General features: G+C 68.8%; 14 protein-coding genes. 6 read left to right on the forward strand and 8 right to left on the reverse strand.

The genetic code is table 11. The features are described 5' to 3' along the window. Positions 1-6 precede the first annotated feature (6 nt). The gene (locus FZ938_RS06280) at positions 7-960 is read right to left on the reverse strand and encodes a hypothetical protein (RefSeq protein WP_149197768.1); all 954 of its coding nucleotides are present in this window, start codon (positions 958-960) and stop codon (positions 7-9) included. A gap of 244 nt (positions 961-1,204) precedes the next feature. Here FZ938_RS06280 and FZ938_RS06285 point away from each other — a divergent pair, with 244 nt between their 5' ends. Then, positions 1,205-2,347 carry a Do family serine endopeptidase gene (locus tag FZ938_RS06285; RefSeq protein WP_149197769.1) on the forward strand — a complete coding sequence of 381 codons (1,143 nt, stop codon included), beginning with the start codon at positions 1,205-1,207 and terminating at the stop codon, positions 2,345-2,347. Positions 2,348-2,386: 39 nt separating this feature from the next. Further along, positions 2,387-3,157 carry a hypothetical protein gene (locus tag FZ938_RS06290; RefSeq protein ID WP_149197770.1) on the forward strand — a complete coding sequence of 257 codons (771 nt, stop codon included), beginning with the start codon at positions 2,387-2,389 and terminating at the stop codon, positions 3,155-3,157. Positions 3,158-3,214: 57 nt separating this feature from the next. On the opposite strand, the gene FZ938_RS06295 is transcribed toward FZ938_RS06290, so the two are convergent. Next, positions 3,215-3,466: a hypothetical protein gene (locus FZ938_RS06295; RefSeq protein ID WP_149197771.1), complete on the reverse strand. Its 252-nt coding sequence runs from the start codon at positions 3,464-3,466 to the stop codon at positions 3,215-3,217. A gap of 467 nt (positions 3,467-3,933) precedes the next feature. Between FZ938_RS06295 and FZ938_RS06300 the strand changes: the two genes are divergently transcribed. The 3 genes from FZ938_RS06300 (at position 3,934) to FZ938_RS06310 (ending at position 6,546) form a co-directional block, all read left to right on the forward strand. Then, positions 3,934-4,197: a hypothetical protein gene (locus tag FZ938_RS06300; protein ID WP_149197772.1), complete on the forward strand. Its 264-nt coding sequence runs from the start codon at positions 3,934-3,936 to the stop codon at positions 4,195-4,197. A gap of 137 nt (positions 4,198-4,334) precedes the next feature. Further along, entirely contained in the window at positions 4,335-4,553 is a 219-nt protein-coding gene (locus FZ938_RS06305) for a hypothetical protein (RefSeq protein WP_149197773.1), read from the forward strand. 340 nt (positions 4,554-4,893) lie between these two features. Next, complete coding sequence (locus tag FZ938_RS06310) at positions 4,894-6,546, forward strand: sensor histidine kinase (RefSeq protein ID WP_246457643.1); 1,653 nt, start codon at positions 4,894-4,896, stop codon at positions 6,544-6,546. A 111-nt stretch (positions 6,547-6,657) separates the two neighbouring features. Here FZ938_RS06310 and FZ938_RS06315 read toward each other — a convergent pair whose 3' ends face one another. The 3 genes from FZ938_RS06315 to FZ938_RS06325 all read right to left on the reverse strand — a co-directional run bounded on the left by FZ938_RS06315 (position 6,658) and on the right by FZ938_RS06325 (position 9,580). Next, positions 6,658-7,125 (reverse strand): Dps family protein, encoded by a 468-nt coding sequence (locus FZ938_RS06315; RefSeq protein ID WP_109074614.1) that lies wholly within the window; start codon positions 7,123-7,125, stop codon positions 6,658-6,660. A 194-nt stretch (positions 7,126-7,319) separates the two neighbouring features. Continuing rightward, a complete protein-coding gene (locus FZ938_RS06320; RefSeq protein WP_149198583.1) occupies positions 7,320-9,032 on the reverse strand; it encodes a methyl-accepting chemotaxis protein in 1,713 nt (570 codons plus the stop codon). Between the two features lie 65 nt (positions 9,033-9,097). Further along, a complete protein-coding gene (locus tag FZ938_RS06325) occupies positions 9,098-9,580 on the reverse strand; it encodes a cache domain-containing protein (RefSeq protein ID WP_149197775.1) in 483 nt (160 codons plus the stop codon). Positions 9,581-10,199: 619 nt separating this feature from the next. On the opposite strand from FZ938_RS06325, the gene FZ938_RS06330 reads away from it, so the two are divergent. Next, positions 10,200-12,239: an elongation factor G gene (locus FZ938_RS06330; RefSeq protein ID WP_149197776.1), complete on the forward strand. Its 2,040-nt coding sequence runs from the start codon at positions 10,200-10,202 to the stop codon at positions 12,237-12,239. A 52-nt stretch (positions 12,240-12,291) separates the two neighbouring features. On the opposite strand, the gene FZ938_RS06335 is transcribed toward FZ938_RS06330, so the two are convergent. From FZ938_RS06335 to FZ938_RS06345, 3 genes are all read right to left on the reverse strand, one after another. Continuing rightward, positions 12,292-13,527 carry an argininosuccinate synthase gene (locus FZ938_RS06335; RefSeq protein ID WP_136704665.1) on the reverse strand — a complete coding sequence of 412 codons (1,236 nt, stop codon included), beginning with the start codon at positions 13,525-13,527 and terminating at the stop codon, positions 12,292-12,294. 61 nt (positions 13,528-13,588) lie between these two features. Then, positions 13,589-14,773 carry an MFS transporter gene (locus FZ938_RS06340; protein WP_149197777.1) on the reverse strand — a complete coding sequence of 395 codons (1,185 nt, stop codon included), beginning with the start codon at positions 14,771-14,773 and terminating at the stop codon, positions 13,589-13,591. A gap of 35 nt (positions 14,774-14,808) precedes the next feature. Next, positions 14,809-16,185: a protease gene (locus FZ938_RS06345; RefSeq protein ID WP_149197778.1), complete on the reverse strand. Its 1,377-nt coding sequence runs from the start codon at positions 16,183-16,185 to the stop codon at positions 14,809-14,811. Between the last annotated feature and the right edge of the window lie 73 nt (positions 16,186-16,258).

The following is a 16,258-nucleotide window of genomic DNA, read 5'->3' on the forward strand; positions in this document are numbered from 1 at the left end:
GGCCGGTCACGCGAACAGGGCGTCGATGTCGGCCTGGGAGATCCCGACGCCACCGTCGCCGCCGGCCGGGGCGGCGGGCGGCGGCGGGGCCGGCTTCGCGACGGGGGGAGGCGGAGGGGGAGGCGGCGGAGGAGGCGGGGAGGGCGCCACGTCGGCCGGCAGCGGTTCCGCCCGTTCCGCCACCTCCGGCACGCTGTCGAACAGCGCGTCGATGGCGTCCTGGCTGACCTCCGGCCCGCCCAGCTGCGGTCCGTTCAGCAGATGGGCGTCGGGGCGGGTGTCGCCCAGCTTGCGGTGCGAGGCGACCTCGCCCGGCGCGTGATGCTGCGGGTCGGCGGCCGTCAGCCGCTCGACGCCCCAGATCTCGATCATCGTGTTCACGCGCTCTTCGATGTAGCGCAGCGTGTTGACGACCTTGGTGGTGCGCTGGCCGGTGATGTCCTGGAAGGAGCAGGCGGTCATGATCTCGATGCACCACGCCTCGATCGCGTCGATCCGCTCGGCCAGATCGTCGTCGTCGCGCGGGATCGACATGGTGATTTCCTGAATCTTCTCCGTCGCGTTCAGGATGTCGGTGGTGGCGCGTTCGGTGGCGGCGACGATCTCGTCCAACTCGCCGGTCGCCGCCTCGATGCGGTTGGACCCGGTGTCGGTCGCCTTCAGCGCGGCGATGTCGCTGCGCGCCTCGCGCACCACCTGGGTGATGGCGGTCAGCTCCTGCTGGATGCGCGGGTCCTCGCCGGGGACGAAGGAGGTGAAGGCGCTGGACGAGGTGCCGCTCAGCCGGTCGACCTGACCTTCCAGCCTGTCGACCAGCCGGTGGAACTCGTCGGAGGCGACGACGCGGCTGCGCCGGTCGCGCATGCGCAGAAAGGCCCGCCCCCGCGCCGTCTGCGACAGGGCCTCCTCCATCTGCAGATACTCTTGCTCGGTCAGTTCGAGCAGTGACCCGCCGCTCATAGCGCTCAACCCGTTTTCGACAGCCGCGCCGCCCCGGCATGTCCGGGGCTGCGCCGACCCTGTCCTATACCACCCAATTTCTTTACCGGGAGTTTCCGCCGCCGCCGCGCTATCATCGCCGCAATGGAGTGGCCGGAGGGCGGCCAGAGGGTGGACAACCTTGAACCGACTTCTTTTTTGTCCCAAATCAGCCCGATCTGGCGACGATCGCGACAAGAAATTCCCAGCAAGAAAGGAAATGACCATGAAGAGGGCGGTGCGTCCGGTGGTGTTTGCTGTGGCGGTCGGACTGGCGGCGCTGACCGGCGGCGCGCTGGTCGCGCCGGCCGACTCGGCGCTGGGCCGCTTGGGTTCCGCCATCGGCCTCGGCGCTTCGCCCGCGGCGGCGGCACTTCCTCTGGGCGCGGTCGGCGGCGGCACCATCGCCCCGATGCTGGAGCAGGTGACGCCGGCCGTCGTGAACATCTCGGTGCTGAGCCAGGCGCCCCAGGCGGAAAACCCGCTGCTGCGCGACCCCTTCTTCCGCCGCTTCTTCAACCTGCCGGACCAAATGCCGCAGTCCCGTCCGCAGGTCAGCGCCGGGTCGGGCGTGATCGTCGACGCCCGCAACGGCTATGTCGTCACCAACAACCATGTGGTGGAGAACGCGCAGGAGATCGCCGTCACCCTGAAGGACCGCCGCCGCCTGCGCGCCAAGCTGATCGGCCGTGACGCCGCCACCGACATCGCCCTGCTGCAGATCAAGGCGGAGGGGCTGACCGCGCTGCCGCTCGGCGACTCGGACCGCTCACAGGTCGGCGACTTCGTCGTCGCCATCGGCAACCCGTTCGGGCTGGGGCAGACGGTGACCTCGGGCATCGTCTCGGCGCTGGGCCGCAGCGGGCTGAAGATCGAGGGGTATGAAGATTTCATCCAGACCGACGCCTCGATCAATCCCGGCAACTCCGGCGGCGCGCTGGTCAATTTCCAGGGCGAGCTGATCGGCATCAACACCGCCATCATCGGCCCCGCCGGCGGGTCTGTCGGCATCGGCTTCGCCGTGCCGGTCAGCATCGTCCGTTCGGTGATGGAACAACTGCGCGAATATGGCGAGGTGCGGCGCGGCCGGCTGGGCGTGGCCATCCAGGACCTGACGCCCGACCTTGCGGAAAGCATGAGCCTGAAAGGCGACGAGGGCGCGCTGATCGCCAAGATCGAGCGCGGCTCGCCGGCCGACAGCGGCGGCTTGCGCAGCGGCGACGTGGTGATCGCGGTCGATGGACGTCCCATCCGCAGCGCCACCGATTTCCGCAACCGCATCGGCCTTCTGCGCGTCGGCACGCCGGTGCAGTTGACGGTGATGCGCGAGGGCGGGCAAAAGTCCGTCACCGTCCGTACCGCCCGCTGACCGAACCCGCCGACCATCGAGGAGCCACCCCGTACCGGCATGATGCGTTCCAACCCACCCCGCCGCCCGGCCGCCCCGCCGGCGCCCAACCCCGGCCGCAGCGCGGCCCAGCGGCAGCGCGAGATCGCGACGCTGCTGATGCGGCTCGACGCCATGCTCAAGCAGTCGGCGGAGCTGGCGCAGACGGCGCGCGAGCGGGTGTCGGTCGGCGGGCTGGCCCGCTACCGCCGCTTCAGCCGGCGGGTTCGCGACTTCTTCGCGCTGGCCGCACTGACGCAGGAGCGGCTGGATGCGGCGCCGGAGGAGATGGAGGATCTGATCGATCCCATGACCACCGCGCTGGAGCGTCTGCACGCCCGCATGGTGGTCCAGTTCGTGGAGGGCAGCGCCGGCTTTTTCGCCAGCTTCGCGCGGGTGAAGGCGCTGCCCATCGGCACCCACGAGATGTGCGGGGTGGAACTGCGCGGTGTGCTGGAGATCCGCAAGTTCCTCGACGACCCGCTCTATGAGGGGGAGCGGGGAAAGGCCCTGCGCGCCGAGGCCGACCGCATCGCCGCGCTGATCCGCCGGGTGATGGATCGCATTCCGCCGCTGCCCGATTTCGGCGACGAACCCAGCATCGGCCCGCGCGGCACGCTGAACAGTCCGCTGAAGGGGCCCAACGCCCATATGCCGCCCGGCCGCGCCGCCGCCCGACCGGCTGCGGCTCGGCCGGCCAACATGCCGCCGCCCGCTCCACCGGCGCCGAACCCCAGCACCGAAGTCCGTTCGCTGAGCCTCGACCAGTTCGAGGACGACGAGGAGGAATAGGAAAGGGAGGGGGCCGGATCGACTGACCTGCCCCCATTTCCTCCCACCGGCCGCTTTTTACCGGCGGTGCTTGCCCTCGTCCGCCGTCAATGCGCCGACCGCGGCGCCGGCGGCACCGCCCAACAGGCCGCCGTAGATCGCGCTGCCGCCGGTCACGGCGCCGATGGCGGCACCGCCGGCCGCACCGATGGCGCCGCCGGTCAGCGCGCGGTTCTCGCGATGATTCAGGTTCGAACAGCCGCCGAGCAGCGTCGCGCCGATCAGCAGCGCCGTCGCCCCGGTGGTGAATGTCCGCATGGTGGTCTTCATCGGTCTCTTCCTTCAAGCATAGGCACGGCAACATGAGGGACCGCCGCCGATGCCGCGTCGTCGGGCAAGGCTGGGCGGTCAAGCTTATGTTTGGTGAGTGCCGCCGTCCGGTGCTGTGACCATTTCGGGGTATCCGCCCTAGCCGGCCGGGGCATTACACCCCATTCGGTATTTCAAGATCGCGGAAGATGGCGGCGAAGGTCGGGGGACCGGCGGCCGGGACGACCAATGTCGGCGGGCTCAAATTTCCTTCATTCCAATATGGTTACCGAATTGTGTGGTAAGACCACGTCGATTGTGTACGAGCGATTACAAAGAGTCGCAAGATTCCCGATGAAAAATCCTTGTGGCTTGTCTAGGACATCCTTTCGGTCCCGAAGCTTCATGCTTCCGGGAAACAGAGATCGGCCGTTGCCGCGGGTGCATGGATTCTCCGCGGCGAAAGGCCGGCACAGGGAAGACCAGAGATGACGATCAAAGACAGGGATTTGGACAGGGACGGACCAACTCGCCTGCCATCCGCGCCGCCGCCCGATGCGCAATTGGGACGGATCATCGAAATGGCGTTCACTGGCTTGTGGGTGATCCGGCGCCAGGGGGCATTGACGGAGGTCGGCGGGCGGCTCTATTGGCCCGACCGCGCTTCGTTGGAACGCGCGGCGGCACAGGCCGGCGTGCAACTGTCCGACATCATCATCCACACCGGCCGACTCGGTTCCGACCGGCGATAGGCGGACGGCCATTCTCCTTCCGGGGGATGGGAACGCGACGAACGGACAGTTGCGCGGGTGACAGGCTTCTTCCAATATCCGATGGATCGGCGACCGCCAGGACTGGGCGTTCTGCAATCTCCGTTTCATTGGGGCCTATGGAAGACATCGACCGCCAAAGAACGCTTGCCTATTTCGAAAGGCTGGGAAAAGAGCGGGTTCGACTCTATACCGCCATCGACTGCGACCGTTTTCTCGGTGACTGGCAGGTCCGTGAATTGGCCGACCAGTGGCTTGACGCCAAGAATGCGGAAGACAGGCCACGCTTGCTGGGCCGGCCGTTGTGGCGGCGGCTGTTGTCCGACCGTCGCCCCTGACCGTTCTCCCCCCTCGGCCCCGCTTCGGAAACAGCACCGGCCATCCGGTCACCCGTCGGGCCGGCGTGATGTCTAAGGCGTGGTTGGCGGCGATGCCCCCGTTCGGCCTGATGGTGAGAGAGGCCATGCCGTCGATCCGCATAAAACCTACCCCTCCTTGCCGTTCCAAGCGTCGCCCTATCCCTACCAACGCGGGATGACTTTGTCGGCACCCCACAATAGGTGGTGGCCGCTGCCGCTTGAACACGGGTAGCGTTCGGCGGAACCGTCACCCGCCGGGCGGTGTTACCGTTTCCGGCTAAGCAAGAAGTGGCCGTATCCCCACATGGTTTCCGAAACGATGCCGTTGCGCGCGCTGCGTTCCCATCCCTCCCCGCTCTACCGGTTGCCCGGTTCGGCGCTGGTCCTGATTGCCTGCACCGCCGCGGTTCTGCTGACCATCGGGCTGTCGGCGGTCTTCGCTTGGCGTGACCGCGACGAGGCGGTCCGGCAGGCGACCGGCGTCGCCGGCAACATCGGACTGCTGGCGGCGGAGCATGCAGCCCGGCTGATCGAGTCGGGCGACCTGCTGCTGACCCAGACGGCGACACTGGCCGGTCCGGCCGGGACGCCGCTGCCCGACGATGCGGCGACGCGCGACCGCATGGCCCTGCTGGCGGCCAGCGCCCCCCATGTGGTCGGGCTGGAGATCCGCGACCCGTCGGGAGCGCTGCTGCTGTCGAGCCTGCCCGAGGCGGCACCGGGCGGCGCCCGGCCGGCACTGAAGCCGGACGGCATGGCCATCGGCATCGGGCGGATGGAGGGCAAACCAGGGGGGCGTTCGGTCATCACCCTGGCGCAACCCCTGCCGGGTGCGGCAGGCGGCGCGCCACGTGGCTGGGCGGTGGCCGGACTGGACGCGCGGGCCTTCCGCGACGTCTACCGCTCGCTCGACGTCGGCTACGGCCACAGCATCGCCATCCTGCAGCCGGACGGCACCCCGCTGCTGCGCGAACCGGAGGACGGCGGCATCATGGGCGGCAATGCCGGCGATGACACCGCCAGTCATGCCGACGACATCGTCGTCACCCGCCCGGTGGGCGACACCGGCCTGTCGGCCATGGTGACCATCGCCACCGGCAGCGTTCTGCACCGCTGGAGCGAGCGGCTGTGGATCTACGCCGCCTTCGCCGCCGCGGCCTGCGCCACGGTCGCGGTGATCGGCGCCCTCGCCATCCAGCGCGCCCGGCGCGAGCGCGAGGCGGAGGACGCCCTGCAGCACGCCTATGACACGCTGGAGGAGCATGTCCACCAGCGCACCGCCCAGTTGGAGCGCGCCAATGCCCAACTGGAGGCGGCGGTGACCGACAAGGAGGTCCTGCTGAAGGAGGTGCAGCACCGGGTGAAGAACAATCTGCAGGTCATCTGCAGCCTGCTGCGTCTGCAGGCGGCCAGGATCGACGAGCAGGCCCGCCGCGGCTTCGACGAGAGCCTGCGCCGCATCCAGACCATGAGCCTGCTGCACGAACTGCTCCACCGCTCCGACGAGCCGGCGCACATCAACTTCGCCGACGCGCTGCGCCAGATGTGCGACGGGCTGGTCCGCTCCGACAATCCGACCGCCGCCCGGCTGGAACTGGAGGCGCAGGACTGGATCGTCGACGCCGACCGCGCCACGCCGCTCGCCATCGCCACCAGCGAACTGGTGTCGAATGCTCTGCTGCATGCTTTCCCGCACGGGCATCCCGGCACCGTGCGCGTGATGCTGGAGCGCGACGGGGCCGGCATGCGGCTGATCGTGCGCGACGATGGCGTCGGACTGCCCGCTGGCATGCCGAGCCAGCACAAGCGCCCAGGTCGTGGCGGTTCCAGCAGCGGGCTCGGCCTGAACCTGGTGCAGGCGCTGTCCCATCAGGCCGGCGCCACGCTGAAGATCGAGCGCGACGGCGGCACCATCTTCACCCTGACCATTCCCGAACAGCCGGCCCGCCAGCGCGCCAAGACGGCGGCCTAGGGAAGCATCCGCCTGAAGTGTCCGCCTGAAACGGAAAGGGCCTCCCCGTCCTGCCGGACGGGGAGGCCCTGACCCTGCGTCGCAAACCGCGCCTTGCGGCCGGTTCCGCGACTATTCCAGCATGCTGCGCAGCATCCAGGCGGTCTTGTCGTGGATCTGCAGGCGCTGGGTCAGCAGGTCGGCGGTCGGCTCGTCGCTGCCCTGTTCGGCCAGCGGGAAGACGCTGCGGATGGTGCGGGCGGCGGCCTCGTGGCCTTCGACCAGCTGGCGGATCATGTCGTTCGCCTTGGGAACGCCCGCCTCTTCCTTGATCGAGGCCAGCTGCGCGAACTGCGAGAAGCTGCCCGGCGCCGGATAACCCAGCGCGCGGATGCGCTCCGCGATCTCGTCGAGCGCGGTCCACAGCTCCGTGTACTGGGTCATGAACATGGTATGGAGCGTGTTGAACATCGGCCCGGTGACGTTCCAGTGGAACGAATGGGTCTTGATGTAGAGCGCGAAGGTGTCGGCCAGAACCTTGTTCAGCCCTTCGGCAATGGATTTGCGGTCTGCGTCCGAGATCCCGATGTCGATCTTCATTCTTCGATCCTTTTTGTTGGGTCCTGCATTATGCCCCGGCATTGGCGCAGCCGTCAGCGGCCGCCGCCCCGCGGTCCCGGGACAACAGCTTGGGCGCAGGCGGATCGTTTCAAGTCTGATGCGACTAAACTTCGCGCCCAAGCCTCGCGAATGGGTGATGAGGCGCCAGCGTATCTGCCGCCCAACTCGCCCCCTCAGCCCGCCCGCAGCCGGCCGATGAAGTGGGTCACCTCGCGGTTCAGCGTCGATGCCTGACCGTCCAGCAGTTCCGCGGCGCGCAGGACCTCGCCCGCCGCGGTGCCGGTCTCCCCGGCGCTGGTCGACACCGTCGCGATGGTCTGCGAGACCTCGGCGGTGCCGGCGGCGGCCTCCTGCACGTTGCGGGTGATCTCCTCCGTCGCGGCGGCCTGCTGTTCCATGGCGCCGGCGATGGAGCCGACGATCTCGTCGATGCCGACCACCGTCTCGCCCACCCCCTTGATGGCTGCGACGGCGGCCCCGGTCACCTGCTGCATCGAGGTGATCTGGGTCCCGATCTCCTCGGTCGCCTTGGCGGTCTGGGTGGCGAGGCTCTTCACCTCGCTCGCCACCACGGCGAAGCCCTTGCCGGCCTCGCCCGCCCGCGCCGCCTCGATGGTCGCGTTCAGCGCCAGGAGATTGGTCTGGGCGGCGATGGAGTTGATGAGGCCGACGATCTCGCCGATGCGGTTGGCGGCGTCGGACAGGCCGACGACATGGGCGTTGGTCTCCTCCACCGCCCGCACGGCACCGCGCACCATGTCGAAGGAGCGGCGGACCTGACCGCCGATCTCGGCGATGGAGGCCGACATCTCCTCCGTCGCGGCGGCGGCGGTCTGCACGCTGGCGCCGGCCTGGGCGCTGGCGGCGGCGACGGTGGCGGCCTGCCGGTTGGCGCTGTTGGCGCGTTCCAGCATGCCGGCGGCGTTGCTGCGCACCTGATGGGCGCCGGCCCCAACCTGCTGCACCACCTCGGCCACGCGGGCCTCGAACAGGTCGGCCAGCTCCCGGATGGCGCGGTGCTTCTCCGCTTCGGCCTCCGCCTTCTGGCGCTGCTGGTCGGCGGTCAGCCGCTCCACCTCGCGGGCGTTGGTCTGGAAAACCTCCAGCGCGCGGGCCATGGCGCCGATCTCGTTGCGCATCCAGCCGCCCTCGACCGCGGTGTCGAGCTTTCCGGCGGCCAGATCGGCCGTGTTGCTGGACAGTCGCTGCAGCGGCCGGGTGATCGACCGCGCCAGCAGCAGACCGGCCGCCATCATCGCCGCCAGCAGGCCGGCCATCACCAGCGCGAAGTCGCGGCGGGCGGTGGCCGCGGCATCGCGGGTGGCCTGGGTGGCGGCGGCGGTGGAGCGGCCGATGGCCTCCTGCGTCTCCATCACCTTGGCGGTCAGGGCGGCGAACTGGTCGTCGGTGTGGGCCATCATCGGGATGCCGATCAGGCGGTCGATGGCCGCCATCTGGTTCATCTCGTCCACCGCCTTGGCATAGGCGCCGATCCGCACCGACACCTCGTCCAGCATCGCCCGCTCCGACTCGGCCAGCGGCATGGCGCGCAGTTCCGCGATGGCGGTGCGCGCCTTGCCCAAATTGGCGGCGATGGCGTCGCGCATGGCCTGCAGCTTCGCCTCCTCGATGCCGGAGCCGGACAAGGCCAGGTGCCGCGACACGTCGCTGTGGATGACATAGGCGATGGCGACCAGCCGGTCGATCCGGCCCAGCCGCTCCGCCGCCTCGCGGTGGATGCCGTCCACGGCACCCAGCGCCTGCTCCGACTGGCGGTCGGCCAGCGCCAGCGCCGCCACCGTCAGGACGATCCCCATCAGGGGAGCCGCGAAGACCCGGCCCGCCACCGACAGGCCCGACAGACGCGCAAAGACACCGCCGTTCATGCTCACCCCCAACAGTTCCACCCCCAACGGCTCCACCTGCCGATCACCGCCTCACGCGGCAGCGGTCACTTGTAGATGCCGACATAGGCGACCAGGTCCTGGCCGGGCACGCGCTTCACGTAGGTGACCTTCGGTTCGATCTTGTTGCTGGCGGGGTTCAGCCAGCGATACTCGACCCAGCCCTCGTCCTTCTCCTTGGCGACGGCCAGCACGTCCTGGACGATGAAGCGGCCATCCGGATCCTTGACGTTGATGACGCTCTGGCCGACGCCGGCCGGGCGCGGCGGATAGACCTTCCAGACGCCGGCGAAGTCGATGACGTTGACGTAGATCTCGCCGTGCTTGAACGGGCCTTCGGCGTTGAAGGCCTTGGCGGCCTCGTCCAGGCCCTGGGCGGCGATCAGGTCGGCGGCCTTCAGGGTGATCGACTTGGCGTCCTCCTGCGTCGGCTTGGCCTCCTGGGCGACGGCGGGGGTGGGCAGAGGGACGGAAACGGCAGTCCCGACGGCAATCAGGGCGACCGCCAGCAAACGAAACCACAAGCGCATGTGCTCTTTCCCCAAGCAGTGGGGGCGGTCGGCGGACGCCGGGCGCCCCATCGATTGTTATCCGGCCGTTATCGCCTTGATCGCGCGGCCATTATCACCGGAGGCTACTAGCAGAAGGTTTCATGCGTTTGTCCGCCACATTTCGGCGCGCTCATATTGCGTTGCAACATAGCAATATCACGAACGATTTGTCGCATGCCGCAGCTGCAGGAGGTATTCCGTTCAGTTTGAAAGCCTTAGACGGTTGGTTCGCGCTGTCGGAGGCGGGCGAATGGGCCGGGCGCCGTCCGATGCGGCCAATCGACGCATTGGCCGCACGACCGCTTCGCGCGTGACGGTTTGCCGCCCCTTTTTTCCATCGACAGCCGCGCCGTTCGGGAGGAGCATCGGAGGTCCGATGCGGGCGCTCCGCCGGCCCCGGATTCGATGCGCGTTTCCGCCACGTGTCCGCCGCCCCCCGATCCGGACGTGCCCGTTTTCCGGAAGTGCCATTTTCAAACGGACTTGTCTGAAGAGCCACACGCGAACGGGCCGCCCCGGCGGCCGGCGCCGGCGGCCCATCTCCGGCCCAGGCCCCGTCCCCGGTCACGACAGCCCGAAGCTTCGACGGGAGGTGTGAATGCCGCATACGCAAATCCGGACGGCGCGCTGCGCGGCGCTGGTCGGCCCCTATCTCGCCGGCAAGACGACGCTGCTGGAAAGCCTGCTGTTCGCCGCCGGGGCCGTCACCCGCAAGGGCAGCGTGCGCGACGGCAATGCCGTGGGCGACAACTCGCCGGAGGCGAAGGCCCGGTCGATGAGCACCGAGCTGAACGTCGCCTCCTTCGATTACCTGGGGGAACGCTGGTCGATCCTGGACTGCCCCGGCTCGGTGGAGTTGACGGGGGAGGCGCAGGCGGCCCTGATGGCCGCCGACATCGCCGTCGTGGTGGCGGAGGCTGCGCCGGAGAAGGCGGTGCTGCTGGCCCCGCTGTTCAAGATGCTGGACGACCACCGCATCCCGCATCTGCTGTTCATCAACAAGATCGACTCGCTGGGCGACCTGCGCGTGCGGGACGTCGTCGCCGCCTATCAGGAGGTCTCGACCCGCAAGCTGGTGCTGCGCGAAGTGCCGCTGCGCGAGAACGGCCAGATCACCGGGCTGGTCGATCTGGTCAGCGAACGCGCCTGGCGCTTCAACCCGCACAAGCCGTCCGATCTGGTGGCCCTGCCGGACGGCGCCCGCGACTGGGAGGCGGAGGCGCGGCAGGCGATGCTGGAATCGGCTGCCGATTTCGACGACGGCCTGCTGGAAAAGCTGCTGGAGGACATGGCCCCCGACAGCGCCGAGCTGTACGAGACGCTGGCGCACGAGCTGGCCGACGATTTGATCGTGCCGGTCTTCTTCGGATCCGCGGAGAACGACAACGGCATCCGCCGCCTGCTGAAGGCCCTGCGGCACGAGGGGCCGGAGGTTTCAACCACGGCCGCCCGCATCGACATCCCGGCCGATACGGCGGTGGCGGCGCAGGTGGTGAAGACGATGATGGGCTCCCATGCCGGGAAGCTCAGCCTCGCCCGCGTCTGGCGCGGCACCGTCACCGACGGCATGACCCTGGGCGGCGAACGGGTGTCCGGAATCTTCCAGCTGTTCGGCCGCGACCAGACCAAGGTGCCGCAGGCCGCCGCCGGCGATCTGGTGGCGCTCGGCCGGCTGGAGAAGGCGGCGACCGGCGACCGGCTGACCGAGAAGGCCAATCTCGGCCCGCCGGACGACTGGCCGGCCGCCGCCCCGCCGGTGCATGGGCTGGCGCTCCGCGCCGAGAACCGCAACGACGAGGTCAAGCTGTCCGCCGCTTTGCAGAAACTGCGGGAGGAGGACCCCTCCCTGATGCTCGACCAGTCGGCGGAGACCGGCGAACTGGTGCTGTGGGGCCAGGGCGACGTGCATCTGAAGCTGGCGATGGACCGGCTGCGCAGCCGCTTCAACGTCGCGGTGAAGGGCCAGCCGCCGCAGGTCCCCTACAAGGAAACGATCCGCAAGGGCACCAGCCACCACGCCCGCTTCAAGCGCCAGACCGGCGGCCACGGCCAGTTCGCCGACATCCATGTCGAGGTCCGGCCGCTGCCGCGCGGATCAGGCATCCAGTTCGAGGATGCGGTGGTCGGCGGCGCGGTGCCGCGCCAGTATATCCCGGCGGTGGAGGCCGGCGTGCGCGAGGCGGCGGTGCGCGGGCCGCTGGGCTTTCCGGTGGTGGATTTCGCGGTGACGCTGACCGGCGGCCAGTTCCACGCCGTCGACAGTTCCGACATGGCGTTCAAGACGGTGGCGCGGCAGGCGATGGCCGACTCGCTGCCGACCTGCGAGCCGGTGCTGCTGGAACCGATCCTGACCGTCACCATCGCGGTGCCCAGCACCTTCACGCCGAAGGTGCAGCGTCTGGTCAGCGGCCGGCGCGGCCAGCTTCTGGGCTTCGATGCGCGGCCGGGCTGGCCCGGCTGGGACGAGGTGAAGGCGTGCATGCCGCAGGCCGACATGCAGGATCTGATCGTGGAGCTGCGCTCGCTGACCTTCGGCGTCGGCAGCTACAGCGCCGAGTTCGAACGGCTCCAGGAGGTGGTCGGCAAGGCGGCCGACCGGGCCGTGGAGATCCGCCGCGACATGCTGGCGGCACAGTAGACGGAGGAACGCTCCACCGCCCGACCGGCGGGCGGTGGAGCCGGTCCCCGGATCAGCCGATCTTCTGCTTGGCCATGGCGCCCAGACGCAGGCGGAGCGCGTTCAGCTTGATGAAGCCTTCCGCGTCCTTCTGGTTGTAGACGCTGTCCTGCTCGAAGGTCACATAGTCCATGCGGTACAGCGAGTTCGGCGACTTGCGGCCGACGACCGTGACGTTGCCCTTGAACAGCTTCAGACGGACGGTGCCGTTGACCAGCGACTGGGTCTGGTCGATCAGCGCCTGGATGGCCAGACGCTCCGGGCTCCACCAATAGCCGCAATAGATCAGCTCGGCGTAGCGCGGCATCAGCTCGTCCTTCAGGTGCCCGGCACCGCGGTCGAGGGTGATGCTCTCCATCGCGCGATGCGCCACCAGCAGGATGCTGCCGCCCGGGGTCTCGTAGACGCCGCGCGACTTCATGCCGACATAGCGGTTCTCGACCAGATCGAGGCGGCCGATGCCGTTCTCGCCGCCCAGGCGGTTCAGCTCGGTCAGCAATGCTGCCGGCGACAGCGCCTTGCCGTCGATGGCGACCGCGTCACCGTTCTTGAACTCCACCTCGATGTAGGTCGGGGTGTCCGGCGCCTTCTCCGGGGCGACGGAGCGGGTGAACATGTCCTCGTCCGGCTCGACCCACGGGTCCTCCAGCGCCTTGCCCTCGTAGGAGATGTGCAGGAGGTTGGCGTCGGTGGAGTAGGGGGCCTCGCCGCGCTTGTCCTTCGCGATCGGAATCTGGTTCTTCTCGGCGTAGTCCAGCAGGGTGGTGCGGCTGTTCAGGGTCCATTCGCGCCACGGCGCGATGACCGTGATGTCCGGGCGCAGGGCGTAATAGCCCAGCTCGAAACGGACCTGATCGTTGCCCTTGCCGGTGGCGCCATGGGCGACGGCGTCGGCGCCGACCATGTTGGCGATCTCGATCTGGCGCTTGGCGATCAGCGGCCGGGCGATCGAGGTGCCGAGCAGGTAGGTGCCCTCGTAGAGCGTGTTGGCGCGGAACATCGGGAAGACGAAGTCCCGCACGAATTCCTCGCGCAGATCGTCGATGAAGATGTTTTCCGGCTTGATGCCCAGAAGCTCGGCCTTCTTGCGGGCGGGCTCCAACTCCTCGCCCTGGCCGAGGTCGGCGGTGAAGGTCACCACCTCGCAGGAATAGGTTTCCTGCAGCCACTTCAGGATGACCGAGGTGTCGAGGCCGCCCGAATAGGCGAGCACCACTTTCTTGATCTGTTTGCCGGACGCGCCGCTCATTGGACTGCTCTTGCAGTAGAGAAAGGTAAGGTGGCGACCGTACGGCCTTTCCCGCCCGCCTTCAAGCCCCCGTGCCCGGTTGGGTGCCATCCGGGCGGTCTTCCGCCGTCCTATGGCGCAGCGCCGACGCGGCGAAGGCCAGGCAGGCGCCAGCGGCGAAGAAGGCCAGCCCATGCCGGGTCAGCTCCATCGCCGCACCGGCCAGCACCGGCCCGGCCAGCGCGCCGACGCCCCACATCAGCCCCATGGCGGCATAGATCCCCACCAGTTCCGATCCCTGGAACCGGCTGCCGACGATGGCCAGCATGATGGTGTAGACGCCGACGAAGGCGCCGCCCCAGACGAACAGCAGCGCGTAGGTCGCGACCTCGCTCATCAGCGCGACCGGCCAGACCAGCGCCCCCAGCGCGGCGCAGACCGCCAGCCCGATCACCAGCGTCAGCCGGTCCATCTTGTCGCCCAGCCAGCCGATGGGAAGCTGCAGCAGGATGGCGCCGATCATCATGCAGGACATCAGGCTGGTCGCTCCGGTCTCCGACCAGCCGAGCTTGGTGGCGTAGATCGCCAGGAAGGACAGGCCGGCGGTCTCGATGGCGGCGTTCAGCACGATGGCGCCGATGGCGACCGGAGCCAGCCGGATGAAATGCAGCGGCCCTTCGCGCGACGGCCGCTCGAACTCCGGCGCGCGGATGCGGGGGGAGGCGACCAGCAGAGCGGCGGCGGCGGCGACACCGGCGCCGGCCAGATAGGGCAGCGCCCCGCCGGAGCCCAGCAGCGACAGCATCAGCGGTCCCAGCGCGAAGCCGGACGACAGCGCCGCGGTGTAGACCGCCATGGCGCGGGCGCGGGTGGCCTCGCTGCTCAGGCTGTTGGTCCAGGTCTCCGACAGGACGAACAGGGTTTCCGACGCGGCCCCCAGCAGGATGCGCAGGGGAAACCAGATCCAGATCGGGGTGGCGGGGAACAGGGCCAGCAGAACCGCCGCCCCCGCCAGCGCCACGATCACCAGCCGGCGGATGCCCAGCCGCGCCACGATCCGCGGCAGCAGCACGGCCATCGCCAGCACGCCCAGCGCATGCATCGCCGCGTTGGCGCCGATGGTCAGGTCGCTCAGATTCTGCCGCGACAGGTCCAGCGCGATCAGGGCGGCGCTCAGGCTGTAGGTCAGCCCGAACATCATCGCCGTGGCGATCACCGCGGCGCGCGACAGCAGGCCGCCGTCATCCGCTGTCGGCTCCGATGTCATGCCTGCTCCTGTTCCATAAGGTGATTGGGTATCGGTCATGACGGCTGCGTATCCGGCCGGCCATCCATACCGCCGTCCAAGCCGCCTTCCGGCGGACGGGCGGTGCTGCGCAGTTGGCCGAGAAAGTCGCCGAGGCCGTGGCGCCAGGACCGGTCGGGGCGGTCGACGACGCGGGCCAGCGCCGCCGCGTAATCCAGCACGAAACCCGGCGTCCAACTCATCGCATCGGCACGGCTGCGGATCAGGGAGGCGACCCAGATATCGGGATCCATCAGCAGGCGCAGCAGACGCACCCAGGGGAAGCGGCTGGCCAAGGCGCCTTCCAGCGTCGCGTCCAATGCGGCGGCGACGACGACCGAACAGTTCCGGTTGGAGAGGTTGTAGGTGCTGTCCTGCCGGTATCCGGCCCAGAAGGCCCGCAGACGCCAGCGATCGTAGGTCCACAGCTCCACGGTCGAATCGGCGGGGCACCAGTCGGCGATCTCTTCCTCGTAGGACGGCAGGAAGCGGCCAGGCACGTCGTTCTCGGCTCCGCTGCGCAGCGCGGTCACGAAGCTGACGCCGGACTGGTCGATCTCGTTGGCCGGATAGTGGCTGATATACAGATCGGGCGCCAATTCCAACGCGGAGTGGCCGGTGGACACCACGCCGTTGCGGTCGATGGCGGCGATGTAGCGGTCGATCACCAGCCGCCTGTCCAACGGCGCAGTGGCGGAGGCGACCGGGGTCCACACCCGCACCACGAGCGGCCGATCGTGACGACCGGCCGGCTCTGGGCTGTCGCCCACCAGAACGGGGGCGTTGTCGTACCAGCCGCGGCCGGAAAAGATCGGCAGGTTGAGGATTGCCGCCTCGTCCTCCAGGTTGCGCAGCAATACCCCCAGCCGCAGCAGAAGCCAGCCCGACAGGCCGATGAACAGTCCGATGCACAGAGGCGTGTTGCGGTCGGAGGGCAGCGGCCATTCCGTCATCATCATCGCCGCCAGCGCCAGTTCCGCCAGCCCGCAGAGGATCAGGAGCCGCCAGTTCCGCACGCGGAACACCGCTGCGGCAGCCGCCCGGTTCGCCCCGTCGAGCGCCAGGACGATGGCGAGAGGCAACGCCAGCGCCCAGCCGTTCAACAGCGGCGAGGCCAGCAGCAATCCGCCGGCAAGGATCGCCAGCACCGACCGTGCCAGGGCGAAGCGCCGGTTGGCCCCCAAGGAGGCGGAGAGGGCCATCAGCAGGCTTACGGCGCCGGCCGCCGTGAAGACCAGTCCCAGGAAGCTGTAGATGACCTGGGTCAGTCCGACGGACGCATTCAGTGCCAGCGCCAGCCCCAACCCCATCGACAGCAGGCCGAGCAGGGCGATCACGTACCAGTGGGACCGGAAGGCCCGAGGGCCGATCAGCAGAAACGCAAGCTTCAGCATCGCATCGCCGGAATCGGGAGAAGCACGGAACTGTGCATCTCCCGACTGGTGATCCTGCAACCGGTTGCTGTCA

Origin of the sequence: Azospirillum oryzae, from assembly GCF_008364795.1 — a bacterium.
GTDB classification, from domain to species: Bacteria; Pseudomonadota; Alphaproteobacteria; order Azospirillales; family Azospirillaceae; genus Azospirillum; species Azospirillum oryzae.

Excerpts from the sequence above, each read along its gene's own strand:
- FZ938_RS06295 (WP_149197771.1), bottom strand. The coding sequence starts at position 3,466 with ATGAAGACCACCATGCGGACATTCACCACCGGGGCGACGGCGCTGCTG.
- FZ938_RS06290 (WP_149197770.1), top strand. The coding sequence starts at position 2,387 with ATGATGCGTTCCAACCCACCCCGCCGCCCGGCCGCCCCGCCGGCGCCC.
- FZ938_RS06345 (WP_149197778.1), bottom strand. The coding sequence starts at position 16,185 with ATGCTGAAGCTTGCGTTTCTGCTGATCGGCCCTCGGGCCTTCCGGTCC.
- FZ938_RS06330 (WP_149197776.1), top strand. The coding sequence starts at position 10,200 with ATGCCGCATACGCAAATCCGGACGGCGCGCTGCGCGGCGCTGGTCGGC.
- FZ938_RS06335 (WP_136704665.1), bottom strand. The coding sequence starts at position 13,527 with ATGAGCGGCGCGTCCGGCAAACAGATCAAGAAAGTGGTGCTCGCCTAT.
- FZ938_RS06315 (WP_109074614.1), bottom strand. The coding sequence starts at position 7,125 with ATGAAGATCGACATCGGGATCTCGGACGCAGACCGCAAATCCATTGCC.
- FZ938_RS06310 (WP_246457643.1), top strand. The coding sequence starts at position 4,894 with ATGCCGTTGCGCGCGCTGCGTTCCCATCCCTCCCCGCTCTACCGGTTG.
- FZ938_RS06285 (WP_149197769.1), top strand. The coding sequence starts at position 1,205 with ATGAAGAGGGCGGTGCGTCCGGTGGTGTTTGCTGTGGCGGTCGGACTG.
- FZ938_RS06325 (WP_149197775.1), bottom strand. The coding sequence starts at position 9,580 with ATGCGCTTGTGGTTTCGTTTGCTGGCGGTCGCCCTGATTGCCGTCGGG.
- FZ938_RS06305 (WP_149197773.1), top strand. The coding sequence starts at position 4,335 with ATGGAAGACATCGACCGCCAAAGAACGCTTGCCTATTTCGAAAGGCTG.
- FZ938_RS06280 (WP_149197768.1), bottom strand. The coding sequence starts at position 960 with ATGAGCGGCGGGTCACTGCTCGAACTGACCGAGCAAGAGTATCTGCAG.
- FZ938_RS06320 (WP_149198583.1), bottom strand. The coding sequence starts at position 9,032 with ATGAACGGCGGTGTCTTTGCGCGTCTGTCGGGCCTGTCGGTGGCGGGC.
- FZ938_RS06300 (WP_149197772.1), top strand. The coding sequence starts at position 3,934 with ATGACGATCAAAGACAGGGATTTGGACAGGGACGGACCAACTCGCCTG.
- FZ938_RS06340 (WP_149197777.1), bottom strand. The coding sequence starts at position 14,773 with ATGACATCGGAGCCGACAGCGGATGACGGCGGCCTGCTGTCGCGCGCC.